This is a genomic window from Nocardia sp. CA-084685 (assembly GCF_050955785.1).
Classification (GTDB): Bacteria; Actinomycetota; Actinomycetes; order Mycobacteriales; family Mycobacteriaceae; genus Nocardia.
Window position 1 is genome coordinate 5422929 of record NZ_CP192094.1, and the last position, 24142, is coordinate 5447070.

The 24142-nt window shown below is 64.3% G+C and carries 1 protein-coding gene (running past one end of the window); it reads right to left on the reverse strand.

Annotation, left to right across the window (positions count from 1 at the left end; genetic code table 11):
- Positions 1 to 24142 carry the 3' portion of a pyridoxal-phosphate dependent enzyme gene (locus tag ACQP2U_RS24415; protein ID WP_433709615.1) on the reverse strand. The gene runs 23273 nt beyond the window's last position, so 24142 of the gene's 47415 nt are visible here — the last part of the coding sequence; its start codon lies beyond the right edge, outside the window — the gene reads right to left on this strand; it ends in the stop codon at positions 1 to 3.

Here is a 24142-nt window from a genome sequence, read left to right on the forward strand (position 1 = left end):
TCAGAACATGACCAAGTACGCGACTTTCGAATCTGGGTCGAGTTTCTGGTCCGCCGCATGCTCGAGGAGTGCCCTGTGCAGTTCCGAGCCGATATCCCAGGTAGTCGAACTCGACTCCTCACTGACGTCGACTATCGTGATGACGAGGCGACGCCGTCGTTGCCGCCGTTCCGCGAGCGGGAGTTGTTCGTGCCGGGTGAAATTCGGGTCCCCGATCGCGATCGTCAGCTGCGCGCTGTCAGGATACGCATACGGTCGCACCGACCATTGGCTCAGTGATGCGACGTCGTCACCCAGCTGGGAGGCCGCCGATGCGGATGCTTCCAGCATGGCGGTGGGGAGTGTCGCGAGGTCAGCTAAGCGCCGCCGATCCGTCGCGGACAGATCTTTCCCCTGGTCGAGGGCCGCGACAACCAGCGATCTGATGGCGTCGTTCGCGAGGTGCCTGGCTAAGATGTCGGGACCGCCGCGGAGCCCGGCCAACTTCGGCAGGGCTGTGACGAGTTCGGCTCGCTCGTCGAGGGTCAGATTTTGCCATTCGGCCAATTCAGTTTTGCGCCGCCGGGATTCGGCCTTGGTCATAGGGCCGGTCGCGAGCAGGCGCCGCGCCATCGCGACGATGCCCGCGTAAACTGGTTTCCCGATATCTTCCGTTCGGCCCCGCGTCATTATGAACAGCGCGTGCAGGGCTGCGGCGTGCAGGTGGGCCGGGAGCGGGGCGTCAGTGGTGAATTCTTCCCGACCCCAGTGTCGATGCCATTGCGGGGATTCGTACCCAAGGGTCACTGCCCAAGTGAAGTTATTTAGTTCAGCGTTGGGCGGGCGGGAATTGGAGAGCGACAGGTCGGAGGGAAGAGTTTTGGCCGTGTAGCACATACGTAGATGCGCCGAATTGCCGGTTTCCGCTAAACTCATGGTCAACATCGCCGGCTCCTGGTTCGCATACGCCGTGATCACCAATCGGCGGGCCATCGCCGTCGCTGCGAGTCGCTGCTTCCATGGCCAGTGCCGCAACATGGCTGAAACCTGAGCCGTCGCTCGGTCCATACCTAAGACTGGTTCTGCCAGGTTGATCACCATAGGCCACACCGTGCCCTTCTCTGGTGACAGCACGTGCTGCTGTTGGTAAATGTGCAGTAAGTCGCCCCACAACACATTGGGCACGGGTGATGTCCATTTGTGCGATCGGACCGTGTGGTGATCCGAATCCGCCGGATCGTGGTCCGGTGGATGGTCGGAGCCGGGCAGGCCGCCGGTGATCACCGCCGCAACCCGACTGTGGCGCAAGTCGATGATGTTGCCAAGGACGTCGAAGACCTCGCCCTCATAGCCGATCAGTGCCGCCATCGCCGCGGCGCCTGCGGGCTCGATGGGTTCGCCGAGATGGTCCACCAGTGCCATCTGGGTGCGAAAGATCCATTCGTCCGGCACTGGAATGAATCCGGCGACGTGCCTGGAGATAATCGGCCACAGATGGCCGTCGGGCGAGCTTACGTTGATGGCATTGGCGATGCTGGAGGTCTTGCTGGAGACAGGTGCTCCGGCGACGATCGACTCCGCGATGCCGGGTGCCTGCTCCGCTACGGCCACGAGCATCTTGACGTTCGTCCCCCACAACTTGTTGTGCCGTTCTAGTAGTTCGGCGGCGGAGGCCACCATGCCACCGCCCCCGGGAACGACGATGTAGTCGATGTCGAACAGTTGCTCGAGTATTTCCGGAATAACCGTGCCCTGCGCAGCCACGGATTGGGCCGACGTGACGTCCATGTACAGCCCACCCGCCAGGTCTGCCGCTTGCCGGCACGCGTCGTCGGCGTCGTTCCAACTCGCGGCCCTGGGGTCTCCGGGATCGCCGATCCACTGGACCTCCGCACCGTGCTCGCCCCCAGCGACTGCGACCACCTCCCCCCCGGCCGCGACCCATCGGACTTGCGCGCCGTAGCCGAGTAGGACGTCGGTCTTGTACGCAGGACAACCGGCGGGAACGAAAATGGTGATCGGGGTATCACGTTGTTGTGCCGCCGCGGCATAGGCGACCCCGTGATTTCCGGACGACGCCAGGTACAGGCGGGTTCCAGGCGGCAGATCCGACATCGTCGTGATCACGTTGTAACCGGGCCGCACCTTGATCGAGTGCGTGGGCAGCTGCCTGTTTTCCGTCACTAGGTGGAGTTCGCCCACGTAGGCCAACTGGTCCAGGTCGGCCGAGTGGTGCAGCTGGGTCATTCGCCTGCCGGATTCGGCCCAGATAGCCATGGCCCTGTCGCGGTCGAGGAGAGTCGGCGCAACCGGGGGGAGCAAGGCGTCCTTCAACCGACGGGTTTGAGGATCTGGGTGCTGCTGTCGGGAAGTGGTGTCGTCGGCGATGTTGCCGGCCATGCGGTCGATGCCGTGCGGGACGATGGGTCTCCCCGACGGGTCGCAGAACAGGCCCCGCGCCGATGCGAGTAGCGGTCGATCGCCGAAGAGGTGTGGTTCGCCGGTCCATGGGTCGATCTTCAGGACTGCATTGCCCTTGTTGACCAGCACATAGGGATCTTCGTCGGCGTCGAGCACGATCACCGAGGATCCCGGCCCCAGCTGCACCCTCAGCAGGTACGTCACGTGAGCCGTGCTCAGCAGGGAACGGACGAATGCATCCGCTTCCGCAAGCAGCTCACGTTCGGTCATGGCCGGCGCCTCCAGGTGACGTCCGGGCACCGGGAACACATCCAAGCCGTGCAGATCCGCCAATGTCTGCTGGACGGCGAACAATGGGTCGTGCGTGACGGAGGTTGTCGTGATGGTCGTTCCAGACAGCGCCCCGACTGACAACAGGTCCTCCAGGTCGGCGAGGCGTTCGGCTTCCACGGCCGCCGCCTTGTCGCGCAGCCGGTCCCACATTCGCGACTCCTCGGATGTGTCCGCCGTGCTTCGGCGTGCTTCCGCGTGGCCGCGGCGTAGGCGCGCCTCCAGCAGTCCTCGGCCGGCCATGTCCACGCGATGCAGTGCGTCGGTCGCGACGAGGCAGCGCTGCAGGTCGGCGAGCAGTGCAGTGTGCAGCGCGTTGTCGGGGTCAGTGGAATTCTTGGCCTGGGCCACAACCGCGTGGATGGGCGTGCCGAGCTCGAGACCAAGCAGATGTGTCGCGCGGTCGGCGATGACCTGGAGCCGGTGAACGAGGTGACGGGCTGCCCGGCGCCGGTCCTGCACGGAGACGGTCCTCGGTGCCTCGCGTGGCGGCGCGGCGTGGTGGTCCAGGAAATCGCTGTCCGGCACCTCTGCCACGACCAAGCCGCCGTGGGTGAGCTGGTGGTGTGTGTCTTCGTCGGCGGCGGGATAGAACACAACTGTGCACGGCTCGTCGGTGTTGACGGGCACGTATTTGATGGAGGTACCTACCTGCACTATGAAGACCGTGCCGTGCACGCTGGCCAGCATGAAGGGCGGTTGGAGGCTCGCGCCTCTTCGCCGATGCGGCGGGCCGCTCTCCAGCAGTGCGACTGCGCCAGAACGTGTGTTCCCAAGGTGCGCCAGCAGCGCAGCGACGGCGGGAAAGTACGTCCGGATGCCGATGCTACCCACTCCGCGTTCCATTCCGTGCACTTCCAGATCGGCTCGGTCGTCGTCAGCTCGGCCGTCGTCGGCAATGGTGAGCTGTAGGACGGGCTCGGGTGGTGGAGGTGTGTCGTCGACCTCGGACTCGCCCTTTGGCAGCCGGGCGGTGACGGTGAGTTTCCGGCGCGCGTTTTTCCTGGCGGGCAACACCGTTTTCGGTGCGCTCGCGCTGTCGCTAGGGCGTGCTGTCGGAGGGGCCGTGCGGTCGGTGAGGGGTGGGGATCCTGTCGGAGACGGTCCGGGTGCCGGCGCCCCCTTCGATTCCCTTTCACGGACATCGGCCCGAGCTGTGTCGAGGTCGAAGAACCGGTCGGCGTCGGTGCCGAAAGGCTGGTCGGGCACCTCGGCGATGTCGCCCTTCGGGTTGGAGGGATCCCCGACAATCCTGACAAATTCCGGCAGACGATCATTTGGCCCAACACCTTCAGCCGGGTGCTCAGTGGACCCGTCGCCCTGGCTGTCGGATTCCCGCGCATCGCCGCGCATGATGCTGGGCGGAACCAGGTCCCGACCACCGAGTTTCCGCGGGATGTCCGGGTAGGGCTGGACATGCGCACCGTGCGCTGGTGAGCGGGTGACTATTTCGGCATCACCGCCCACGATCAGTCGCAGCGCCTCATCCAGCCCTTGGCTAGCGGCACGCAGGTCGACGACTGCTGCGATGAGCTCGGTGAGAGTGGCTTGGCGCTGTTGTATCCGCAGCCGCAGTTGTACCGCCGGTACCCCATCGGCCCCGGCCAACCGATCCGCATCACGGGCCAACAACCCGATGATTTGGGCTACCGCATCGTCAAACCAATCATCGAGGGTGGCCTCGCGTCCAGGTAGGTGCTCGGACCAGGCGACAGCTTCATCGAGCGCAGTCAGCGCGGCCGCGCGTGCAGCGGCATTAGCTTCGAGGACTGCTATCGCCGAGGATGGTGGGGCCCGTGTCGGATCAGCGAGAGCTTCTTTCAAGCGGCGCAACAGATCTCGTCGAGCAATGGCGCGGTCCAGTTCCAGCTTCGCGGTCCGCAGCGCGTCCCAGGACAGGAAGTGCTGACCGGCCGCCAACGCGGCACCGGCCGCCCGCTGCTCCCTCACGATCTCTCGCAGGGCGAGAGCCACCCGCACCCGTGGCGTCGGCTCCGTCTGCGGATAGCGCCGCGCCACCGTAGCGGTGACCGCTTCGAGCAGACCCGGCGCATCGGATTCGAACCGCTCCAGCGGCCCGCGACAATTCCGCTCGATCACGTCTTCCGCGAGATACGGGGTCTCATCGTCGATGCCATAGAGCAAGACCGTGCTTTGTCGCACCTGCTCATCCAGAGCAACGCAATCCGACGCGGCCTCTCCCAACGCGGACTCCAACACTGCGGGCAACTGTGCCGAGCCCGCGCGCGCGCCAGCCGCCAGCCGCTCACCGAAACGCGAGGGGTCGTCGGCCGCGGCGGCTCGCGTGATTCCGGAGGAGCCTACGCTTGGAAGCGAGCGCAGAATCCTTTCCTGCGTGTGGGCCATCGATTGGGCGGCGGCATGTGCCGTGATGCTGTCCTCGATCGCGATTTCAGCATGCGTCTTCCCAGACAGCCACCGGTCGATGAGCATCCGTCCCGCTGGGGACAATCTCAGGATCGCCGACCACAGCGCTTCTGGGTCTTTCTGCAATTGCTGCCACAGCAACAACTCGATCAGGCGCATGTCCGCTCGGTCGATCGAGCTTCGGACTGCGTGCTCGCCCGCCTCCTGCACTGACGCGATCTCCTTGGGCGTCAGCCCTTCCATTCTGTCCAGAACATCGTGTCTCTCCATCGGATTCAGGTGACACAGTGCCCACACGAACGCATCCTGATCCTCCACCAACATGTCCCATACGACGCTCGACAGCGCATCGAGATAGTGGCCGCGGCCAGACAAGAATCCCTCGGGCAGCAGCGGTTCCAACGCTTCGTGGGCACGTCTCAAGTGTGCATCTACAGTCTGTTGGGCAATTCCAAGTTGTTCCGCCACGTCGCACCGCCGCCTACCCGCCAACAGCCGCAATACCGCGACTTCCCGTTGCCTGGGGGTAAGTGATGCACGATCGAGGGCGGATTGCAAAGACGCCCGGTCAGCAAGCATCTTGTGGCGGATCTCGCCGACCCGCGTCATCATCTCAGCATCGGTGGCGGGCGCGGAGAGTCGGCTTGGGTGTGGCCGAGCGACCGCACCGTCAGACAACTCATCCGACCTCGTCCATGGAGCGGAGAGCACGCGCCTGCGCCCCACCGATTCGGCGGGGAGGGTCCCCTTGGGACCGTCGACCGGCGGCAGAACCGCTACCGCATTGCCGTGCGTGGACAACCAGCGGAGTTGCTCGAGCAAGAGCTGATACCTGCGCCCGTCATGCAACTGTCCAATTACGAAAGCCGGAGGCGGCGAGTCCAGAAGCCTGAGTGCCGCGCGCAGATCGGCCAGGCCGAACAGGGTCACAGGATCCGGCTCGGGTCCCAACAGCGAGGCGCGCTGTTCCCATTCACGGTATCGTGCGGCGCCCTCTCGGACACGTGCAGCCCATTCGGGGGGGCGGGTGGTGAGGTCATCATCGAACTCGTCGATCGCGCTCGGGGAAAGCCCGTCCCGCATCAGCGACCAGTTCATCAGCAATCGTGAGGTCCGTCCGCTGTATTCACCGAAAGGATGAAGTACGACATAGTCACGCTGCAATCTGGCGGCCACCGCGATTGGGTCGTAATCGGGTATCGATCTGGCGTAGTTGTACCAATCGCAAAGGGCGTGAAGCCGCTGTCGCAGGTCGGCGGCAGACCGGAAAGCCGGGTACAGAATGACGCCGTGCTCATATTTCCCGAAGGTCGGCTCCATCTCCTCGAGCACCGACGAGGGGACAAACGAACTCAGCGGATCCTGCTCGATCGCCGCCAGCTCGGCAGAGGTCAGCGCGCTCGTCAGCACACGAAGCTGTCGGCGGCCTTCCCGGCCCTCCACCTCCGGATAGGTCACAACACCGTACTCGCCGCATTCGAACGGAGGCACATAGGACAGCAGCGGATCCTCGGCGACCACCGCGATCTGTGCAGGAGTCAACGGTGAAGCTAATTGCGCACATGAAATCCGTACGGGGGCCCGGTACACCACGTCACCGCCTGGATCGGTGAAAGCACGGACGCGCCTACTCAATTCCTCGAGGACGGTGACGCTGAGCGGGTTGTCCCCATGCTGCTGGAGGAAGGCCCGAGCTTCCAAATAGCTTGCCCACTCGTTGTGACCGAAGATCGTTTCGGGCCGAGTGTGTCGGGTCACGATGGCGATGTCCCGGAATTTGTCCTCCACATACAGCGCGGTTTCCAGCAGTAGCCGCGCGGGCGTGTCGATACCGTTCGCTTCCAAGAGTTCCCGTGTACGCCTGTCATCCGGGCTGGGCAGGCCGCGCAGCGGATCGTATTCGCTGTGCGGCTCGTCCGGGTCCCATCTGTAGAGATTCATATTGCGCGGATCGATGAGCCGAGAGCGCGTGCCCTCCACCGATCCCGCGATCGGCGGCTCTCTTCGACCGGGGGACTTGAGTTCGCCCTCCAATGCAGCATGATTCGCTACGTGTGAAATAGCCGGGTCCGGATCCAGGCTATCGTCGGGGTCGGGGTCGGAGTGCGCATTCTCGGTGCGAGTACCCGGTAGGGGTATTAGGGCCCAAACGCGGTCCTCGCGATATTCATAATTTCCGTCGGTGAGCTCATAGATGAGTCCCGCCTCGCCGCACCACCACGCAGGGCCATCCCCGGTATCGAGCAGAGTCCAGTCCGATCGCTTGAAACTCTCGAATTCGACAGCGCTGAGCGGGACGTGAATGGAGCGGTTTTCGATCTTGAGCACCTGCATATCGAAGCGTTCGGTGAGGTGTGCGAGGGTTCGATCGTCGTCGGTTTCATCCACATACTCCGCAAAAGTCGGTAAAGGCTCATTCCGGTGGTGTGCCATTCTGACTCTGAAGGCATAGCCTGAGGGCTTGAACGCTCCAATGATGTGCTCGATATTCTCGCGGCCGGCAAGTTCGATCAAGGAATTGATCATCGGTTCCCATACAAGCTGCGGCGAGATGTACGGCGCGATAGTCATCTCGAGAATGCAAAGAGTGTTTCCGCTAGGCCTATATTTATCGCGGTATGTGCCCTCCGCACCCGCGATCTCACTCCGAGTGCCGAGGCTATGCGGATCGCCATCCCAGTCGACGCGATTTGTTGACAGGGTGCCCAGCAGTTGTCCGCCGAGGTCGACCAAACATATCTGCCCAGCCGTGAATGTCTCCATTCGCTCACGCAGCAATCCCGGTGGAGTCGACATCCACCGCGACGATGTTTTTCTTTCGAGTGCGTGAATACTTATCGCATCTGGGTCGTTTCTGCAGTAATCCTCCCAAGTGGTCACGCGAATTGTTTCGCGAGCGACGCCGTCCAGTGCACTGTCGAGTAATTCGCGTTCCTCTCTTGTCAATGCCCGGAGATCGTCGCCTTGCAGTAACTTTTGGAGGACATTAATCTTGCGGCTCATGTCGTGAAGATCATATCTCCTGAACAGCGTGAGGATGTCATCCGAACTTTTAATCCCGGCGAAATTTGTAATTCCCCTAGCTTGGCGATCGGCAATCACCTCGACCTCAAATTGCCAATTAGCGATTTGACGTTCTTGGATCGGACGCCATTTCTCGATATACTGTCGTACGTGATCCAAGGTCAATCGCCTATCTGCCAGCACGGCAGACTGGGTCTCTGACTCCGCCGCGGCGTCCTGGTCGATTGCAGGCTCTTCGATCGAAGATGCGGTCCACTTGGCGGAGAACGGCTCTGGTTCCGGCTGCTGAGGTCCGGTTCCCATAGACTTGACAAACTTCTTCGCAGCGGCCTTTCGACGCCACCTCCTTCCTATGAGTGTGGGACGCTTCAGATAGCGATGCAGGGCGAGAAGACCGAGACGGGTTCTCAACACCTCGCCCACCATGCTTACAGCGTGTTCTTGACCGTGTTGTCCGGGATCCAAGGACAGCAACGAAGCGTCCTGCCAGAGGGCTCCTGGGTAGAGTGATGACAGCGCCTGGCAAAGCTCGTCGCACGGTTCGATTCCAATCAGCGCAATCCTCAAGTCGGGAATGGAGTCCGGATCGCCTACCGGCAGTCCCGCCTCATGCAGAACTCGGGTCAGCTCCGCAACTGCCGCGCCTTCGGTGCTGTCCTCCCGTTGTGCTGCCGCTAATAGGTCACGCAGGCGATTCCGTTTCACCTCGCGAGTTCTGCCTTGCCTCCGGATGACTTCTGGATTGTGCACCGTAGCAGCGTGTTTCAGGCCTGGGTCGACGAACAGTAGCCGGGGTGTGGGATCTTGTGCTGCGGAGGCGACGAGGCCGTCGATAATTGCGCCGACTCGAGTCAGGACATAAGGCGCGACGTATTTGCGAGCGAACTCATGGGTGTCGCGCAGGCGTCGCTCATCTGCGTCATCCGTGATATCGAGCCGTCGAACCTCGGACTGCACAAGGTTGCGCTGCTCTCTGGTTCTTTCGTGTCGAACGTGGCCGCTCTGTGCGGCAAAGGCGGCCGCGAAAGCACCCGGGAGTATGAGACGTACAGATTGGCCGCCAGTGTGTGACGGCACTGCAAAACCACTCGCGAGGATACCTCCTGCGAGGGTGGCCCCGGTAATAGCGTCTTTTGTGCCGGCCACTAAGCCGTACATGCGCGGCGGGACCGTTCTTTGCTGGTGGGTGGTAATCCGGCCGGCAAGATTGACAAGCCATGCCCCGGACGCGATGAGTGGCGCTCCCATCAGTATGAGATTGTGTGACATCAAACCGAGCGTGCTCAACCCGGCAGAACCTAAAAGGGTAGTCGAATATAGATGCTGGATATCTACGGTGTCGATCCAATGTTTGAGCCACTTCGGCAGGAACATGCCTGCCACTCCGCCCACCGCCGAGGCAGCCAGCAATGGGCCGGCCCATCCAGGGTGAGTACTGTTGTGTGCTGCATAATACGCTGCGTGGAATGTTGAATAGGAAAAGGCTATGTTGCTCAGGCCGGAAACGCCGACCCCTTCCAACAGAGGCCTATTCTGGACTAGTTCATGGACGGCCTCGCGGACATCATGGAAGAAGCCCTGCGATTCACTGGGTATCTGCGGAGAATGGGAATCTCGCAAAATCCACTGTGCCACCAAGCTCGTCCCCCACAAGAGGACATCCAACTCCATGGGAAGCCAAGGCGCTGCCACAAGTGCGGAACCGGCAAAAAGACCGATCAAACTCCCCATAGGCATTGCCGTTGCCCGATTCGCAGCAGGCTGCTGCGCGGGCGTGAGAACATCGTGGAAAACTGCTTGAATGCTGTTGAAAAAGTATGAGGCTGCGAGCGCTTCAGCCCCCATCGCCACTGGGAGTGCCAGCCCCAGGCAGGGTATATCGGAGGCGACAAAAAAGGCGGAGGCGCTGGAGGCGACCAAGCCGCCTAACGCCGAATACTTGATAGCCCGGCGCCGATAGCGGTCGGTCCGATATCCGGCATCGAGCCCAGCAACCTGCGCGATCCCCCCCACGGCTGCCGCTACGGCCGCACTTGTCGGGTCTGGTAACAAGGCCACTGCGGCAGCTGTTGCCACGGCGGGGCCGGCAGCATTCAGTACATCGGTGAAATACCACCACCGGAAGGGCGAGTTATCAAGAAGCACCCGCCCTAGGGAGATTGGTCCTTCGGAATTGAGCTGCCCGGCCGACTGCTCCATCTCAGGTGACCTGGCCGCCGCCGAGTCGCCGTCCTCGCCCGGGATATAAAGGTGTCCGCCCCGGGGTTCCACGACTGGTGGCGTGGGCACTCCGTCTTCGTAGTTGCGGTGTCGACGGCCGAATCTCGCAATCGGCCCCAATCCCGTGTCGATGTCATCCCATTCATCGAACGAGCCCATGATCTTCTCGGATAAATCAGGCAGATACGACGTCGGCGAGGACTTTATTTTCTCCGGACTGATCGATGGACTCGACCATATCCTCGCTCGGGGTGAATCGGCCGAATGGCGTTGCGACCCGCCGACTGCGGGTGTTACGGCAGACCGCCCCGTCTCTGGGGAGTCGCTGTGGTTTCCATCGGTCTCCGACCGGATGGTGTCGGCAGCAGGTGACTGCTGGTCAGTGATATCCGGGTGTCGGGTCCCGGAAAGACGACGCAGCGCATCGGCATCGGTGACGCCCTCAGCCTCTGTCACAACGGATTCGGCCACAGCGTCCGCGGCATCCGGCGCGGAGCCTTCCGGTAACTGCCGCGCCGCCCACTCATGCAAGCCCGCCCGCTGCGCGGCCAACCGATGATAGGAATCGGGCTCGATCAGGGCTCGGACGCGGGCGACCTTGTAGGGGGTTCGGCGCACCGACGCCGCCACCTCGGCAGTGTCAGGAATCCTTCGCTCGCGGTCCCAGCACCACTGGAGGTAGCGGGCGACCAACGAGATGGTGTAGTGCAAGTCGGCAGCGGACTCGCCATAGACGCCCTCGCCGATGAGGCCGATCGCAGCCGTTTGGCACGACCTCCACGCGTGGTCGGCGAAGGATGCGTCCGGGAAGTGCGTGTCGATGGCGGTCTCGACGGCCTGGGAGAAGAGGGCGGTCAGGGCGTCCGGGTCTGCCAGCCACGACCAGTGGTGCACCGCCTTACCAATCAGCTCAGTGGTCTCGGAATGGTTGCGAAGCTCCTGCCGTAGCGCAATGTCCTCCGTGGAGCCAGGTTTGGTCAGAATCCGTCTCAGGAATCGGCTCCGTTCGAGCAATGGGGCCGGGCGGAAGTGTGGTTGCGGCCAGAACTTCGCGATCCCCGCTTCGAAGGACGTTTCGTCCATTCCCGTGGCATGGCGGAAGTCCCTGAGCCAGGGCATGGTGGGTGCCTGGCTGCCTGCTTCCACGCGCTTGATCAATCCCCAGGACAGTCCACTTACCCGGCAGAACACTCGCTGGCTCAGCTCAGTCCGCAGCCGATGTGCCTTCAGCCACGGGCCGCCGTCGCGGTAGCTGTCCGGGGCCAGGTCGTAGTGACCGTCCGAGTCCACGACCACGTCGTAATCCCAGGCCGCGTCGCAGTCGTCGAGAGTCCACTTCCCGGTCTTGCCAATGAAGTGTTCGTGCATTCGGCGGACGACAGCGTGGGCGATCCGTGCGTCCTTCCGGCCGCCGAAATTTTTCGACACACCCAGCTCACGCGAGACTTGCCTGTCCGAGGAGATCTGGTTGATCCGGCCGACGTAGGCGTGGTATTCGATGGGCGACGCGGCGGCATGCGGGCTCGGAACAACTCGGGTCGGCCGAGGCACATGATCTGGATAGCACTCCGCGACGACCTCGGCCGTCACGCCGCGTTGCGGCACAGCGTCGAGATAGGCGCTCACGTCCTCGGGCGACGCCTTGGCACCCTCCGACAGATGCTTCTCGATGCGGCTGTGGACTCGTTGCATGCGGTCCGCGAGTTCAGAAAAGGTCAGGCCTGCCAGCCGGCGGCGATGGTCCGCGTAGCTGGAGAAGCTGGCGTAGCCCTCGGGATAGGCGGGCACGCCGCCGTCGAAGAACTCCTCGAACCACTGGCCCACGCGACGGTAGAGCTCCGGGCCGCGTTGTCTCGCTTCCGGCACCCGCCGCAGGATCGCCCGCGCCATGTCCGCAGACCATTTCCACGGGTTGTCCTGGCAGTCTCGCCACGTTCCCCGCTGTACGCCCGCCAGATCGTCGCACTGCTCGTCGGATAGGCCGACGTACGCCTGCACCGCCCGGAACCACTCGTCGGCTGTCCCGACGGGATCTGGAAACATCGGAGTATCGCCCGCCTGCTCGATGTCAGCCCGCATCAGACCGGCCGTGTCCAGGAACAATTCGATTTGGGCGTCGCTCAGCAGATGCATCTCGGCATAGCGGGCGATGCTCTGTGTCTGCTCCGTGCGCGTCTCCAACCATCGAAGGAAACGGTCTTGCTCGGGCCATATCGTTACGGCTCCATCGTCGGCCCCCGCAGACCACAGGTAGTGAGTGGCGACGAATGGTGTTGGCGTCGACGATTCCGGCTCAGGCGGTGCAGGCGATCCGGCGGCATTGGTCGGGTCATGGCCCCACGCTTCGGCCACGGCTTCGAAAGGCCCCAGCCTGTAGAGGATTCGTTCGTAGCTCGCGCGTAGGCGCACCGTATCCATAGGTCTGATTCGGGCAAGCTTGAATCCCTTGATGTAGCGGGCCGCCCTGGTTGCGCTGAGGCCGAAGACGCGCGCCGCTTCGTCCGAGGATTCGCCGTTGAGCCGTGCCCAGTACCGAACGTATTCGGGGAAGGAGCGGGCGGACGCGAATGCGGGCAGGACCATCGCATCAGTACCCCACCGTCCGGAACATTCGGCGATCTCGTCTCTGGTCACGGGGTTGGCCGGCAAAACCTCGAGGTACTTGTCGACCGTGACGTCCTGCACCACCGGGCTGCCGAAATGCACGGCCACCGCATTGGCATCACGTTCGATCAGCTGACCGAGCCGACTGTTGGTCAACCCGGCTCGCGCGGCGCGGTACTGCAAATATGCGCCGATGTGGAACGCGCCGTCGCGGTAGTAGCCCTCCGGATAGGTGGGCGCGCCCCGGTTCAGCAACTCGAAACCCAGAGCCGCGCAGGCCCGATAGTGGGGGCGCGCTGCAGGCACCCGCCGCAGCAATGCGCGGATGTGGGCGGTGGTCAGTCGGCCCGCCGCCCAGGTGCCGTGCGGCGCGCCGATCAAGTCGTCCAACTGCTCCCCGGTCAGGCCAAGGTAGTCGTCAACCTTTTGCAGCCACGCCGCACGCTGCTCCAGCCGGGGACTCGCCCGGTCGACGGTCGGCACGGGGAACTCTTGGCCTGGAGCGTCCATGACGGACAGATCAATTCCCACCTCGCGCAACCAGATCCCGATTTGCTCCGGATCCAGCCGGTGAATCGTGAGATAGTCACGAACACTCTGTGTCCCATTTCCTCGATTGGCCAGCCAGTCGAGGAAACGGTCCCGTTCGGGACATCTGGACGAATCGACGCCGGTACCCGCCAATGACCACAGCGCCCGCCCAGCAACCGACCCATGGCCAACCGTGTTCATTGCCGCGCTTATCGCGCCGACGAAGGTATCAACGGTGCGTTCAGGCTCGTTCCGGAGGACGCCCGCCGTCGACAGCGGTTGCAGCGCAACATTTCCGGGCCGCGTGAGCCCCAACACGAAACGTCGCTGGCTCGGCTGCAAAGCGGCCAACCCATGCCGGATCGCCGGAAGCGTGGCCATCGCCAGGACTGCGCGCAAATCTGTTCTTCGCTCCAGTGATTGAGCGGCCGCCCTGCGAGTGATGCCCATCATCGCAGAGCGAAATTTCGCGACGGCGGCGTAATCTCGCAGCACCGCGTCGACAGCTTCCTGGATCTGTTGTGGCGGTGCATGTTCCGACACATCGGTCCGGTGGAGACCGCGCAGGTTGTCCAACACCTCCTCGATGACTGCGGCCACGAAGTCCGCCGATGCGCTACCGGGTGCCAGCCGTGTCCACACCTGCTCCGCCACCTGGCTCGCCGCAGGTTGCGGCTGATCGGGGGTCCACTGCGCGGCGACGACACGATGTTTGTCCGGCCCCTTCGCCGCGAGCGGGCTTTGCCTGCTCGATCCAGGTGGTCCCGACGTTGGGGCGGTGGGTTTTCTGGCGATTAGACTGGTGAGACCGTTCTCGGATTCTTCTCGCTCGATCAGTAAGCCGGCGCCGACAGGTCGCGCAGCGCCGGAAGCGGCCTTCGGCGAAGCACTTTCGGTTGTCGATGCTGCCTCGCCTGTCGGTCCCTGAGGTCGGCCGTCGACTCCGGCATTCACGACGTTGCGGTTGCGGTTCTCCGCAGCCACGGTCTTCTTGCGGTCGCGGACCGCCTGCAATCCCTCCTCGACAACGCGATCGACATCGCTCCCCCGCCCCGCGGGAACCCGCCGCTGGACCGCGTCGATGGCAAGCCTCCGTTCAGTTATCCCTGGTTCCGGGACCTCGTCAGGGCCGTGGTCATCGCCGTCGGCACCCCCGTGCCGGAAGAACGTCACGGCGTCCGAGCCATTGGAGAGGCCGTCACCGCCTGGGTCGTCATGGCCGAGGATTTCCGGCATTTTCCCGGCCGGAGCCCACATCCCGGGGACTGGAGCGGCCGAAGCGTCCTCCTCGATGGGAATGACTGGGCGCAGTTGAAGCGGACGAGGGGATTTGCCGATGACGGCGTCGTCAGGTACGAGGTGGAACCGGATCGCCTGGCTCGCCTTCACGTTCGCACCGGACTCCGATGGCACCAATGGACGCACGGCGGGCGTCCCGGTCGCGTCGATCACCAGCACGGCTCCGTACCAGTTAACGATCAATTGGCCGTGGGCCTTGCCACTGTCGCTTTCGTCGAACAGCATCACCGCACGCCCGTGCGCGGATCCGCCCACCACCGGATCGACCGCGCCGGACACCCAGTCCCACACCATCTGGTGCCCTTGCGGTCCGCCGAATGGAAGTCCCTCGCGCCGCCCGCGAACCAGGTAGCCGAGCGCTTCGGGCGGGACCTCCTCGTGTTCGTCGATATCGCCCGCGTCGAATACCGGGGGACTCCCGAATAGCGCGGCAAATTCGTTGATCGCCTGCCACACTGACGGCCCGCAGGTAGGCCCGTCGACCGACCACCCGCGCAGCATGCGGTACTGAACCTGGCCCGGCCCTTGGGTCAATCTCCCGACCGCGTCGAGGTGCTGTCGAAGCCTGATGACGCGGATATCGTGCGACATCGCACGGTATGCGTCGGCGGTGACGGCGGCCAGCCTGCACATAACGAACCGCGCCGCGATGCGCTCGCCGACAGTGGCCTGGGGTCCCTTCACGCCGACTGCCACCAGCCCCTCGACCGGTACTTCCAACCAGACTTGATGCGAATTGTCGAGGCTAGAGCCGCTGAACTGTCCAGCCATCCAGGTAGGAAAGTCCTCGTTGGTGCCGGATTCGGCGTGCGCGGCTCGTAGCTCCGGAACGGCCTCGTCCTCCCAAGTCACGGCAGTCACGCCAGCCGCGCAGGCGAGTACATGGGCTGCCTCATGCAATGCGTCACCCTCGTCGGCGTTGTCGAGAACGGCGAGGTCGCCTGCCAGGAAGCCACTGCTCACGCCGCTGCGCCAGCGGAGCGAGTGCAGCACGGGAGTGAGCACAGAACGCACGTTGCGAACGATCGTGCCAACGTACAGCGAGCCGTTCTCGGCGGCCACCAGCCGGCGCGCCGCACGCTCGGTGTCGGGCATTGCCGCTAGATGTAGCTCCGGCATTGCGACGCCGAGATGGCCAGCCAGCAGCCGTCGGACCGCATGGCCGAACTCCGAATCGTAGATGTTGGGCAGCTCTGGCAGGTCCGCCGCCTCGAGATCGACTGCGGCATCGGCGATCACGTCGCGCAACTGCGCATCGGCGCGGACCAGCGCCTTGTACCCGTATCTAGGGTTCTTGCCCAGCACGACACCGATCTCCGACGAGCCCATCCCGGCCAGCAGACGCAATCGGATGACCTCGCGCTCGGTACTGGGCAGCCAATTGACCATGTGCAGCAACAGTTCCGGTTCGGTGGCGGCCAACTCCCGCACCGAATCCGATGCCCAGCTGAGCCGCTCGGGTTCGTCGTTGAGTCCCCGATCCACGGCTTCATGGAACGCCTCCCGCGGAATGGGCTCCCACGCCTCGCCCGCCGAGAGCGCAGGCTTAGCCAGCTCTGTTGTCAATTGCTCGCCGGCCCGGCGTAGGCGGTCGGACACGCTGCTCTTGCCAATTCCGAGCTGCCGCGAGATAGCTGCCGTGCTCATACCTCCCATCCGCATTTCGACAACCTCGCGCTGGCCAGGCGTGAGTCCCGCTATCAAGTCCACAAGCCGCGGCCGTGTGTCCTCGTCGCGCCACGCCGCTTGCACTGTGTCCGAAGCCCATTCGAGATCGACGGCATCCTCCGGTGCCGCGACATCCTCGTCCGCGTCAACGGCGGCGAGCTGGGCCGCAAGCAATCCCCCTGCCTGCTCCTGCGCGGGCCGTGATTCCTCCAGGGCGGGCAGCGCCCATGTGAGCCAGATGTTAGCGGTTTTCAGGTAGTTCGCCATGCGGGTGGAGACCCACTGGGCGAGCGGTCTTCCAGTTCCGGTCCGGTCCCGGAATGCTTGGAGTTCCTCGTAGGTCAACATATTGATCGCTTCGAGCACGAGATCGGGCCGCCTGACTGCGATCTCACGCACGGTATCCGAGGTCCATCGGAGCAATTGCGGCTGTCCGGCCCACGCCCGCTCGAGCATGTCGTTCAACTCGTCGGCCGTCACCGGATCCCAGCCGTTGGATTGCGCTGTGCCGCGCGGGTGTTCGGGCAGCAACGCCACCAATGCCGCACTCAACCCGACCTCCGCGAACCTCAACCGGTTGGCGACGACGCTCGGGCTAATGTCCAACACTCTGGCGATGTCGGATGACCGCAAGCCTGCCAGCCGCAGCCGGACACATTCGCGCTCGTCGACAGGCAGCCGGTTGATCGCTTCCAAAACGGCCTGCGGCTGCTCGAGGGCAGCAATTTGCAACGCCTCCGGAACCCATTCGAGCCGCCGGGAATCGCCGGACCAGAACATCCGAACCGCGAACTCGAAGTCATTGCGATCCAGAGCACCCCACGCCGCACCGGACGCCGCCTCGTTCAACGCGCCGATCACATGACTGAGTCGAATATCGGTCGACAAGAGAATGCCGCGCACCTCGTTGGGCTCGGCTCCCAACAAATTCGCCAAGGCCGACACGGGGCGTCCGTCCAGGAACGCAAAGACGGCCTGCTGCTGCCTGCCGCGCAAAAACTTCTCGGCGACCTGCCGGAGGGAGTCCGAATCCTCGGCCCATCGCTGCACCGCGTCCGACCACGGCCATCGTTGGGGAACGGTCGGATGCCGCTTGGACAACTTGGCTCTCGGGTCGTTGTAGCCGAGTTTATCGTCGAATGCGTGCGGCGGTTCCACCCAGCGACGCAGATCGAAGGACTCGGTCTCGCCGGTGCCCAGGCCATCAAACGGTGGTTTAGGCGTGGCGTCTGCGCCGGGGCCGGGCGGGCGCCGGATGCTGGCGACGAACCGGCCTTGTGTGGCATCAGTGGAGGTGTGGGACAGTTCAATACCGGCTGCTTGCGCAACTCCATAGATGCGAGCCAGCGGAACCTCGCCGCCGGTGTAGTCGAGCACGACCGTCAAGGCGCGCCCGTCGGCGGCCAATGTCACGGTGGGAATTACGGTGCGCCCGAGCGGAATTTGGCTTATCAACGAATGGGCTGCGTGCTGGGCGCCGAAGCGTTCCTCGTCGGTCCATGTGGTTGCGGTGGCCACTTCTATGGCGTCATACAGGTTGAAACGTTGGAGAAAATTGTCGATCAATAGGCGTTCGACCAAGTTCGGTTGGAGCCGTGTGCGCAGGTGCGTGATCTCCCTCCGCCGAACGTTGATCCACCGGCTCACCGACGCCGCACCGATCGTGGCACCGACGTTCTCCATCAGGCGACTCAAATACCGCCTGATGAGGGCGATCTCGTCGGTCGCGAAGGCGATCTCGTCGCTCAAAGAACCGGGTTCGACAGCAAACACGGGTGTGAACAAACATTCGAGGACACCGTGGCCGGTCTCGGTTTCGATGACCTCCCACTGGCAGTCCTCCCGAGATAGCCGATCTGTGGCCCCAGGTTGCGGGTCCCCTTGCAAGGGCACGCGCACAATGATCGTGCCGCTGCCTTCGTAACGCACTTCGTACCGCAGCACCGAAACCGGGCCAAGGCCATCGCCACGGAATGCGTCGAGGATTCGTGGCACTGCGCGCTGCACGTAGGCCCGATCCTGAGGCTGCCAGTCTGTCGACAGCGTCTCGAGGTCCGCCTGTGCGTCGTCACCGAACGCCGGATGCCGGCCGGGCTGCGTGCCGAGGATGTCCGGCTCCACGAGCACCGTGACCTGGAGTGCAAGTCGACCGCCGTCGACGCCGTAAAGCGAGGGTGTCGCGCGCATCTGACGCAGTGCCCGGACCAGCCGTTGCTGCCGAATGTCGGGCTCGTCGTATTCCAGGGTGAGCGTCAGCCGACCCGGCTCCAACCCGTAGTGCACCGACCACGACACCCGTTTGCCCAGTGGAACCTCGGCCAGGATCGCGGCCGCTATACGCCGCGCCGCGATCTGGACCTCGGGAGTCTCTGCGTCGGTTGCGGTCCGGACATCCCCTTCTAGCAGCCGCTGCTCATTTGAACGCTGCACCTGTTGCGCCGCAAGGGAATCCGGGTTGCTGTCGGCCCGTAGTAGTAGCTCAGGGATCGGCTCGGGGTGCTCTATGGAAGCGTGCGTGTATTCGTAGTCCCTTGACCCCTCAATCGTTGTGGCGATCGTGACGGATCCGTCCTCGTATCGGTCGACCTGCACTGCGAGACCCTCGCTCGAGGCGTAGATCCCGCAATTCTGATCGAGCATCCGATGAGCTGCGGCGCGGTCGTCCGGTGCCCGATCGGACATCGCGAAGTCCAACCTCCGGTGGGCCTCCCGCAACAGCACTTCGAAATCGTCTGCTGCGTCGCCGATGTGGCCGGCCGGCTCTGTGGTGTCAACCGGCTGCTCGAGCTCCCTAGGCGCGTCTGGTGCGCTGTCGGGCTCGCCGGCCCGGGTGAAGTCGCATTCGACCACGTTGGGGAAGTGACCGGACGGTGGTAGCGATTGGACCTGAATCCCATTGTGGTCCAAGGCCATCATCGCTTCGGTGAGCGATTCGCCTGCGTAGCGCACGACAACACGCAACCGACTGGGCTGGGGCCGGGTCACTTCCGTGGTGAACGCGGTGTCGGTCGGGATGTGCGTGAACAATTCGGCCATAGCGCTACGCACCATGGCCTCTTGCGTCTCGCCCCACGGGTCCGCCTCGGGGTCGTAGCGGCCGCGCAATCCGTGGGCCGCCGCAATCGCGATCTCGATGTCGTGATATGCCTTCACCTGCTCTTCGAGCCGATTCCTTCGGCGCGCACAGTACGAATACGCCGCAACGGCAGCCTCATCGAGGGCAGGGAGCGGGGCGCCGTCGCGGGTGTGCGTGTCATGTCGGGTCGCCAGCACCGGGACCATCGCGCTCAATTGATCCTGCAATCGCGCCAGCACCCGCGCGGGAGCACCGTCCAGGTACTCGGCAAGGTCGCGCTCGACGGCATCCAGGCCCGTCTGCAGCCACGGCAACGGCCGCTGGAAGACGAGGTGCACACCACCGTCGGTATCGTCGACGTCGAGTGCGTCGAAGCGGACTTGGTGTGCCAAGCCGAGGAGCAGCCTGCCCATTGGCATGTCCGCCAGCGCCACCACCGGCCCGCTCGGCACTAGGACGTCATCGACCGGCGCGCGTAGTTCGCCGAACCGGCGCGCGAGGGCGGAGCCGGGCAGCCACGTCACAGCGATGGACTGGACGTCTCTGTCTCCGTGCAGCCGCTGCCACAGCTGCGCGAACTGCACTCGAGCCTCGTCGTGTCTCACTCCCTGCACCGTCAGACGTAGCACCCCATCGGCCCCGAGGGGGCCGTGCACACCATCACCCGGCTGGTGGTAGTTGGCGATGTGCTCGTTACCGAAGGCTCCCAGTGCCCCGGCTCCCGGACCGAAGTGTGGATGCTCGCCGTCGCCTGCCGAGGGGTAGAAGACGCCGCCCCACTCCAGGCGGTTCATGACGCGCCGCCCGAGCGCTCGGTTTTCGCGGCCAGTACCGTCGTCGTCGGTGGCGGGATCGAAGGCGCCGGCGGCGATCCGGGGAATACTCGGGTACTTCGACGCCGGACCTTTCAGGTTGGTGCGCAGCGTTTCCAGTGCCGAACGCTCGTCCTCGGACAGGTCGGGAGCGTTGAGTGGTTCGGCGACTTTGGCGAGGAGATTGCGAACACTAGGGGCAACCTGAGTGGGATCCCAGTCATACATCGGCGCCCAGAACGCTCCACCGCCGCTGTTGTGGTCGTCGGATGCCGTATAGACGTACTGCGCCTCGAAGCCGGACTTGCGCGCCCAGGCGAATATCGTTCCGGTGAAGGCCGATCCGAGCCCACGCCCACGCCCGGTCTCGAGATTGATCATCTCGTGGTCGACGATCCACCGACCCGGCAGCATCTGGTGCAGGTCGACCCGGACCTCTCCGACCTGCTGATCACCGTCATACACCTTGGCAAATAGCTTGACCACGAGAATCGGGGCGTCCCAAGACTCGGGCGCAGCCTGCACTCTGCGTCGGATCTCGGTATAACCAGGCCAAGCGTAATTCGGCAGGATGCTGACGGTCGCGTTGTCGAGCCGGAGGCCGCCCTCGCCGGAGGGGCCGGTCAACAAAGGTGCGAGCATTGCCGCTGCGCGTTCTTCCGCGACCCGCAACCGGGCCCTGATGTGGCTGACGACGCGGACGAGCGCAGGGTCTGTGCTGCGCTTCAATTTCATGGCCCGCTGCACCTGCATCGCGACCACGATCGCGGGAAGGTCGAGTCGGTCGGGATCGTCGGCGCGGGTGAGCCGTTCGAGGACCTCGTTCCACGTCGGGACCTCGGCGAGGCGAGGTACTTGCCTGCTCAGCACTGCGGGTTGCGTGGTGTGCGGCGGCCCAGACCACTGCTCCGGCGGGTCGCGATCCAGCTCCAACCACAACCCGCCCTTTTCGTCGGCACCCCAGCGGTTGGCCAGATTCCCGAAGATTCTCGCGATCCACTCGGCGCGCGCCGTGCGTGCGCGGTCGCCCAGCGCCGACACCTCCAACCGCAGTGCGGGCCGCCCCTGCGGACCGGGCACCATCCGACCCGACACCAATACCGGATCCCGGTGTGGCTGGTCGACGTGCTCGGCCTCGTGCGGGGGCACCTCCAGGTCCGCGAGCGCGAACAGCTCGCTCGTGATGAGCTGTGCGTCGTCACGGCGCTCTCGGCCCCACTCGGACACTTGGGCTCGCACGACCCGCCTCGCGGCCGCTGCCGGGTTGACGCCGATCGGCTCCCTGGGGTCGGGCACGACGATCGGTTCGCTCGCCCATGCGGTCCATGCCGGCTTGTGGAATGCCACGGTGACGGTGCTGCCGTCGTCACCGAGTTCCGTTTCGCCGATCAGGGTGAATCCGTGCGCGTCGAGGATGCGGGTGACGAAGTCGCCGGCTATCCCGTTCTGGTGCTGATCCGCCGTCCAGGTCTTGCGGACGGTGTGCACCTCCCGCATGTCCGGACCGTCCAGGAAGGGACCGAACATCGCCTCGCCGGAGAGCATGCGCTCGTCGGCACGCACGTTCAGGCTCAGCACGGGACCGTCGATGCGGATCAGCGGCTCCATCACCGCATCCGGGAAGGCATCCGACTCCTGCTCCGATTCATCCGACGCAGGCACAGCCTTCACGATGTCGAGTGTCAGCAGCGCGGTGGTCAACTCGTCGGAATCGGCATCGGGGTCGAGCCGGCGCAAAAAGGCGACCAGCGGGGCGACCGACTCCGCGGACACCGGCGGACCTGGTGTTGACGGCTGGTCTATGGGCGGACTCGGCACCGAAGCCAGACCAACGGTAATGTTCGGCCGTCCGCCCAATCGTTCCACGGGCGAACCTGCGGCGCGGGCCAGGGCGAACACATTGCTGGCGACGTCAGCCGCGTCGCGGTCGATGGCAAACCGCCACTTGCGGATCACCTCGGGATCCGGGAAGCAGTCGGAGAAGCCACTGGTGCAGACGATCAACCAGCCGCCAACTCTTGGCTTGAAGGTGAACTCATGCGGCCGATACCGCTCCCCCGCAGCAAGATAGCGCGTGACGTACGAACCGACGCTGTCGCGCGCGGTGAGCAGGCACGGGTCGCTATTGGAGATCTCCGGCATGAAATAAACCGCACCTCGGCCGACCCAGGTCACCGTGACCCGCCCGTTCGGCTCCACCACCACCGACGCGTAGTCCGTCGTCGGCGAGAACTCGTTGTCCGCAGCATGACCCGCTAAAGCGGAAACGGCATCGGCGGCAGCATGGAACCCGATCCGCTGCGCGGCAAGGGCGGAGTGGCCCTGCCTCAAAGCTTCCGCCACAACGTCTGCGGACGTGACAGCCGCATCAGCAGCACGCTTGGCCCAAGGCGTAAACGACGCACCGGCGGCCACCACGACGACGCGAGCTTCCCCCTCCGCCGTCGAAGCCTGAGCACACGCCACTGCCTCATCATGTGGCTTGCGCTGTAGCCCCGCCACCGAGACCGCCCCAACCAACGCAGGCGGCGGGGCGCGCGGGCTGTCGGACTCGCCACGGAAGAAGTCGACGACGAGGCCCTCATCGGGTGGCCCGCCGGGCACAGGGTTCGAGGCGACCTTCCGGTGCAACTCTTCCCGTGCCGCAACAGTCCAACCTTGCTCAACCGCAGTGGAATCGGTCGTCGTGAGCAGATCATCCGCACCGCCCGCAAACTCCGACTGGACCTGGACACTATCGGAGGTTTCCACCGGCTGGCCGGGCACCGGCGATGCTTCCGCGCTGGCAGCTGCCTCGGCGTCGCGTCTCGGCGAATTCGCGACATTACCGCGAATATCGCGCTTCTGTTGCTCGCTCCCGCCGACCGTAGCCTGTTTGCCGTCGTCGCGGTCGTCGCGGATCAGGCGTTTCACCGGTTCGCCCGCCCGTACGCTGCCTTTCGGGTGGCGGAAGATAGCATACGAGTGCGACACACCAGCTGGATGTCCATCTGGCAGCCGGTAAGTCCGGCCGAAGGCAAGGTCGCGTACCTCAAAATTGTTGTGGCCGAGGTAGATCAGTAGATAGCCGTGGCCGTCCACACCGTCGCGTGGTGCGAAGAATATGTCGGCGACGACTGCGGCCGCACCCACGCCGCAGTCCTTCAGGCGGGCCCGAAGCTGGTCGTGGGTATCCATCTTCTCGGCGCACCCACCGCTGAGGTGTTCCACGTCGTTAACCGACATCAACAAGTCACGCGGCGCCGGATCGCTGTCGCTGGGAACGCCGTTGGGCCACCACATCCGCGCTGACTTCTCCGAGGACAGGTCGATAACATCCCAACCGAAATAATCGTTCAATCCCAGCATCACCAGCGGGTTACAGATGTTCCGCAACCGCGCCGGATCGGCACGGTCGGAGCCGGATCGTTTGTCGAATTCCCGCTGGATTGTCCGGTCGAAGCGCTCCAGCGAAGTGTCCGCAGACATGCGCGGACCGTTGAGTCCCTTAAGCGCTTGCTCGTCTCGCCGCGCCAGGAGCACCGCACGCTGCTCCACCAACGCTTCGACCCGTTCGATCTCGACCCTCGCTTTCCGGAGTCGGCGCGCGGACTGACGGAATTCCACGACGACATCGCGTAGTTCGGGACGCTCGCCGAGCAGCCTGCGCGGCAGCGCGGCTTCAACGGTCGACGGATCCGTGCCCGCCGCCTCGAGTTGCTTTCTCAGCTGCGCCCGCTCGGCAACCACTCGCCCCTGGTCCAGGTAGGCCGCCACACGCAACGCGTTGAGTCGCGCCGTGGCGGCTTCG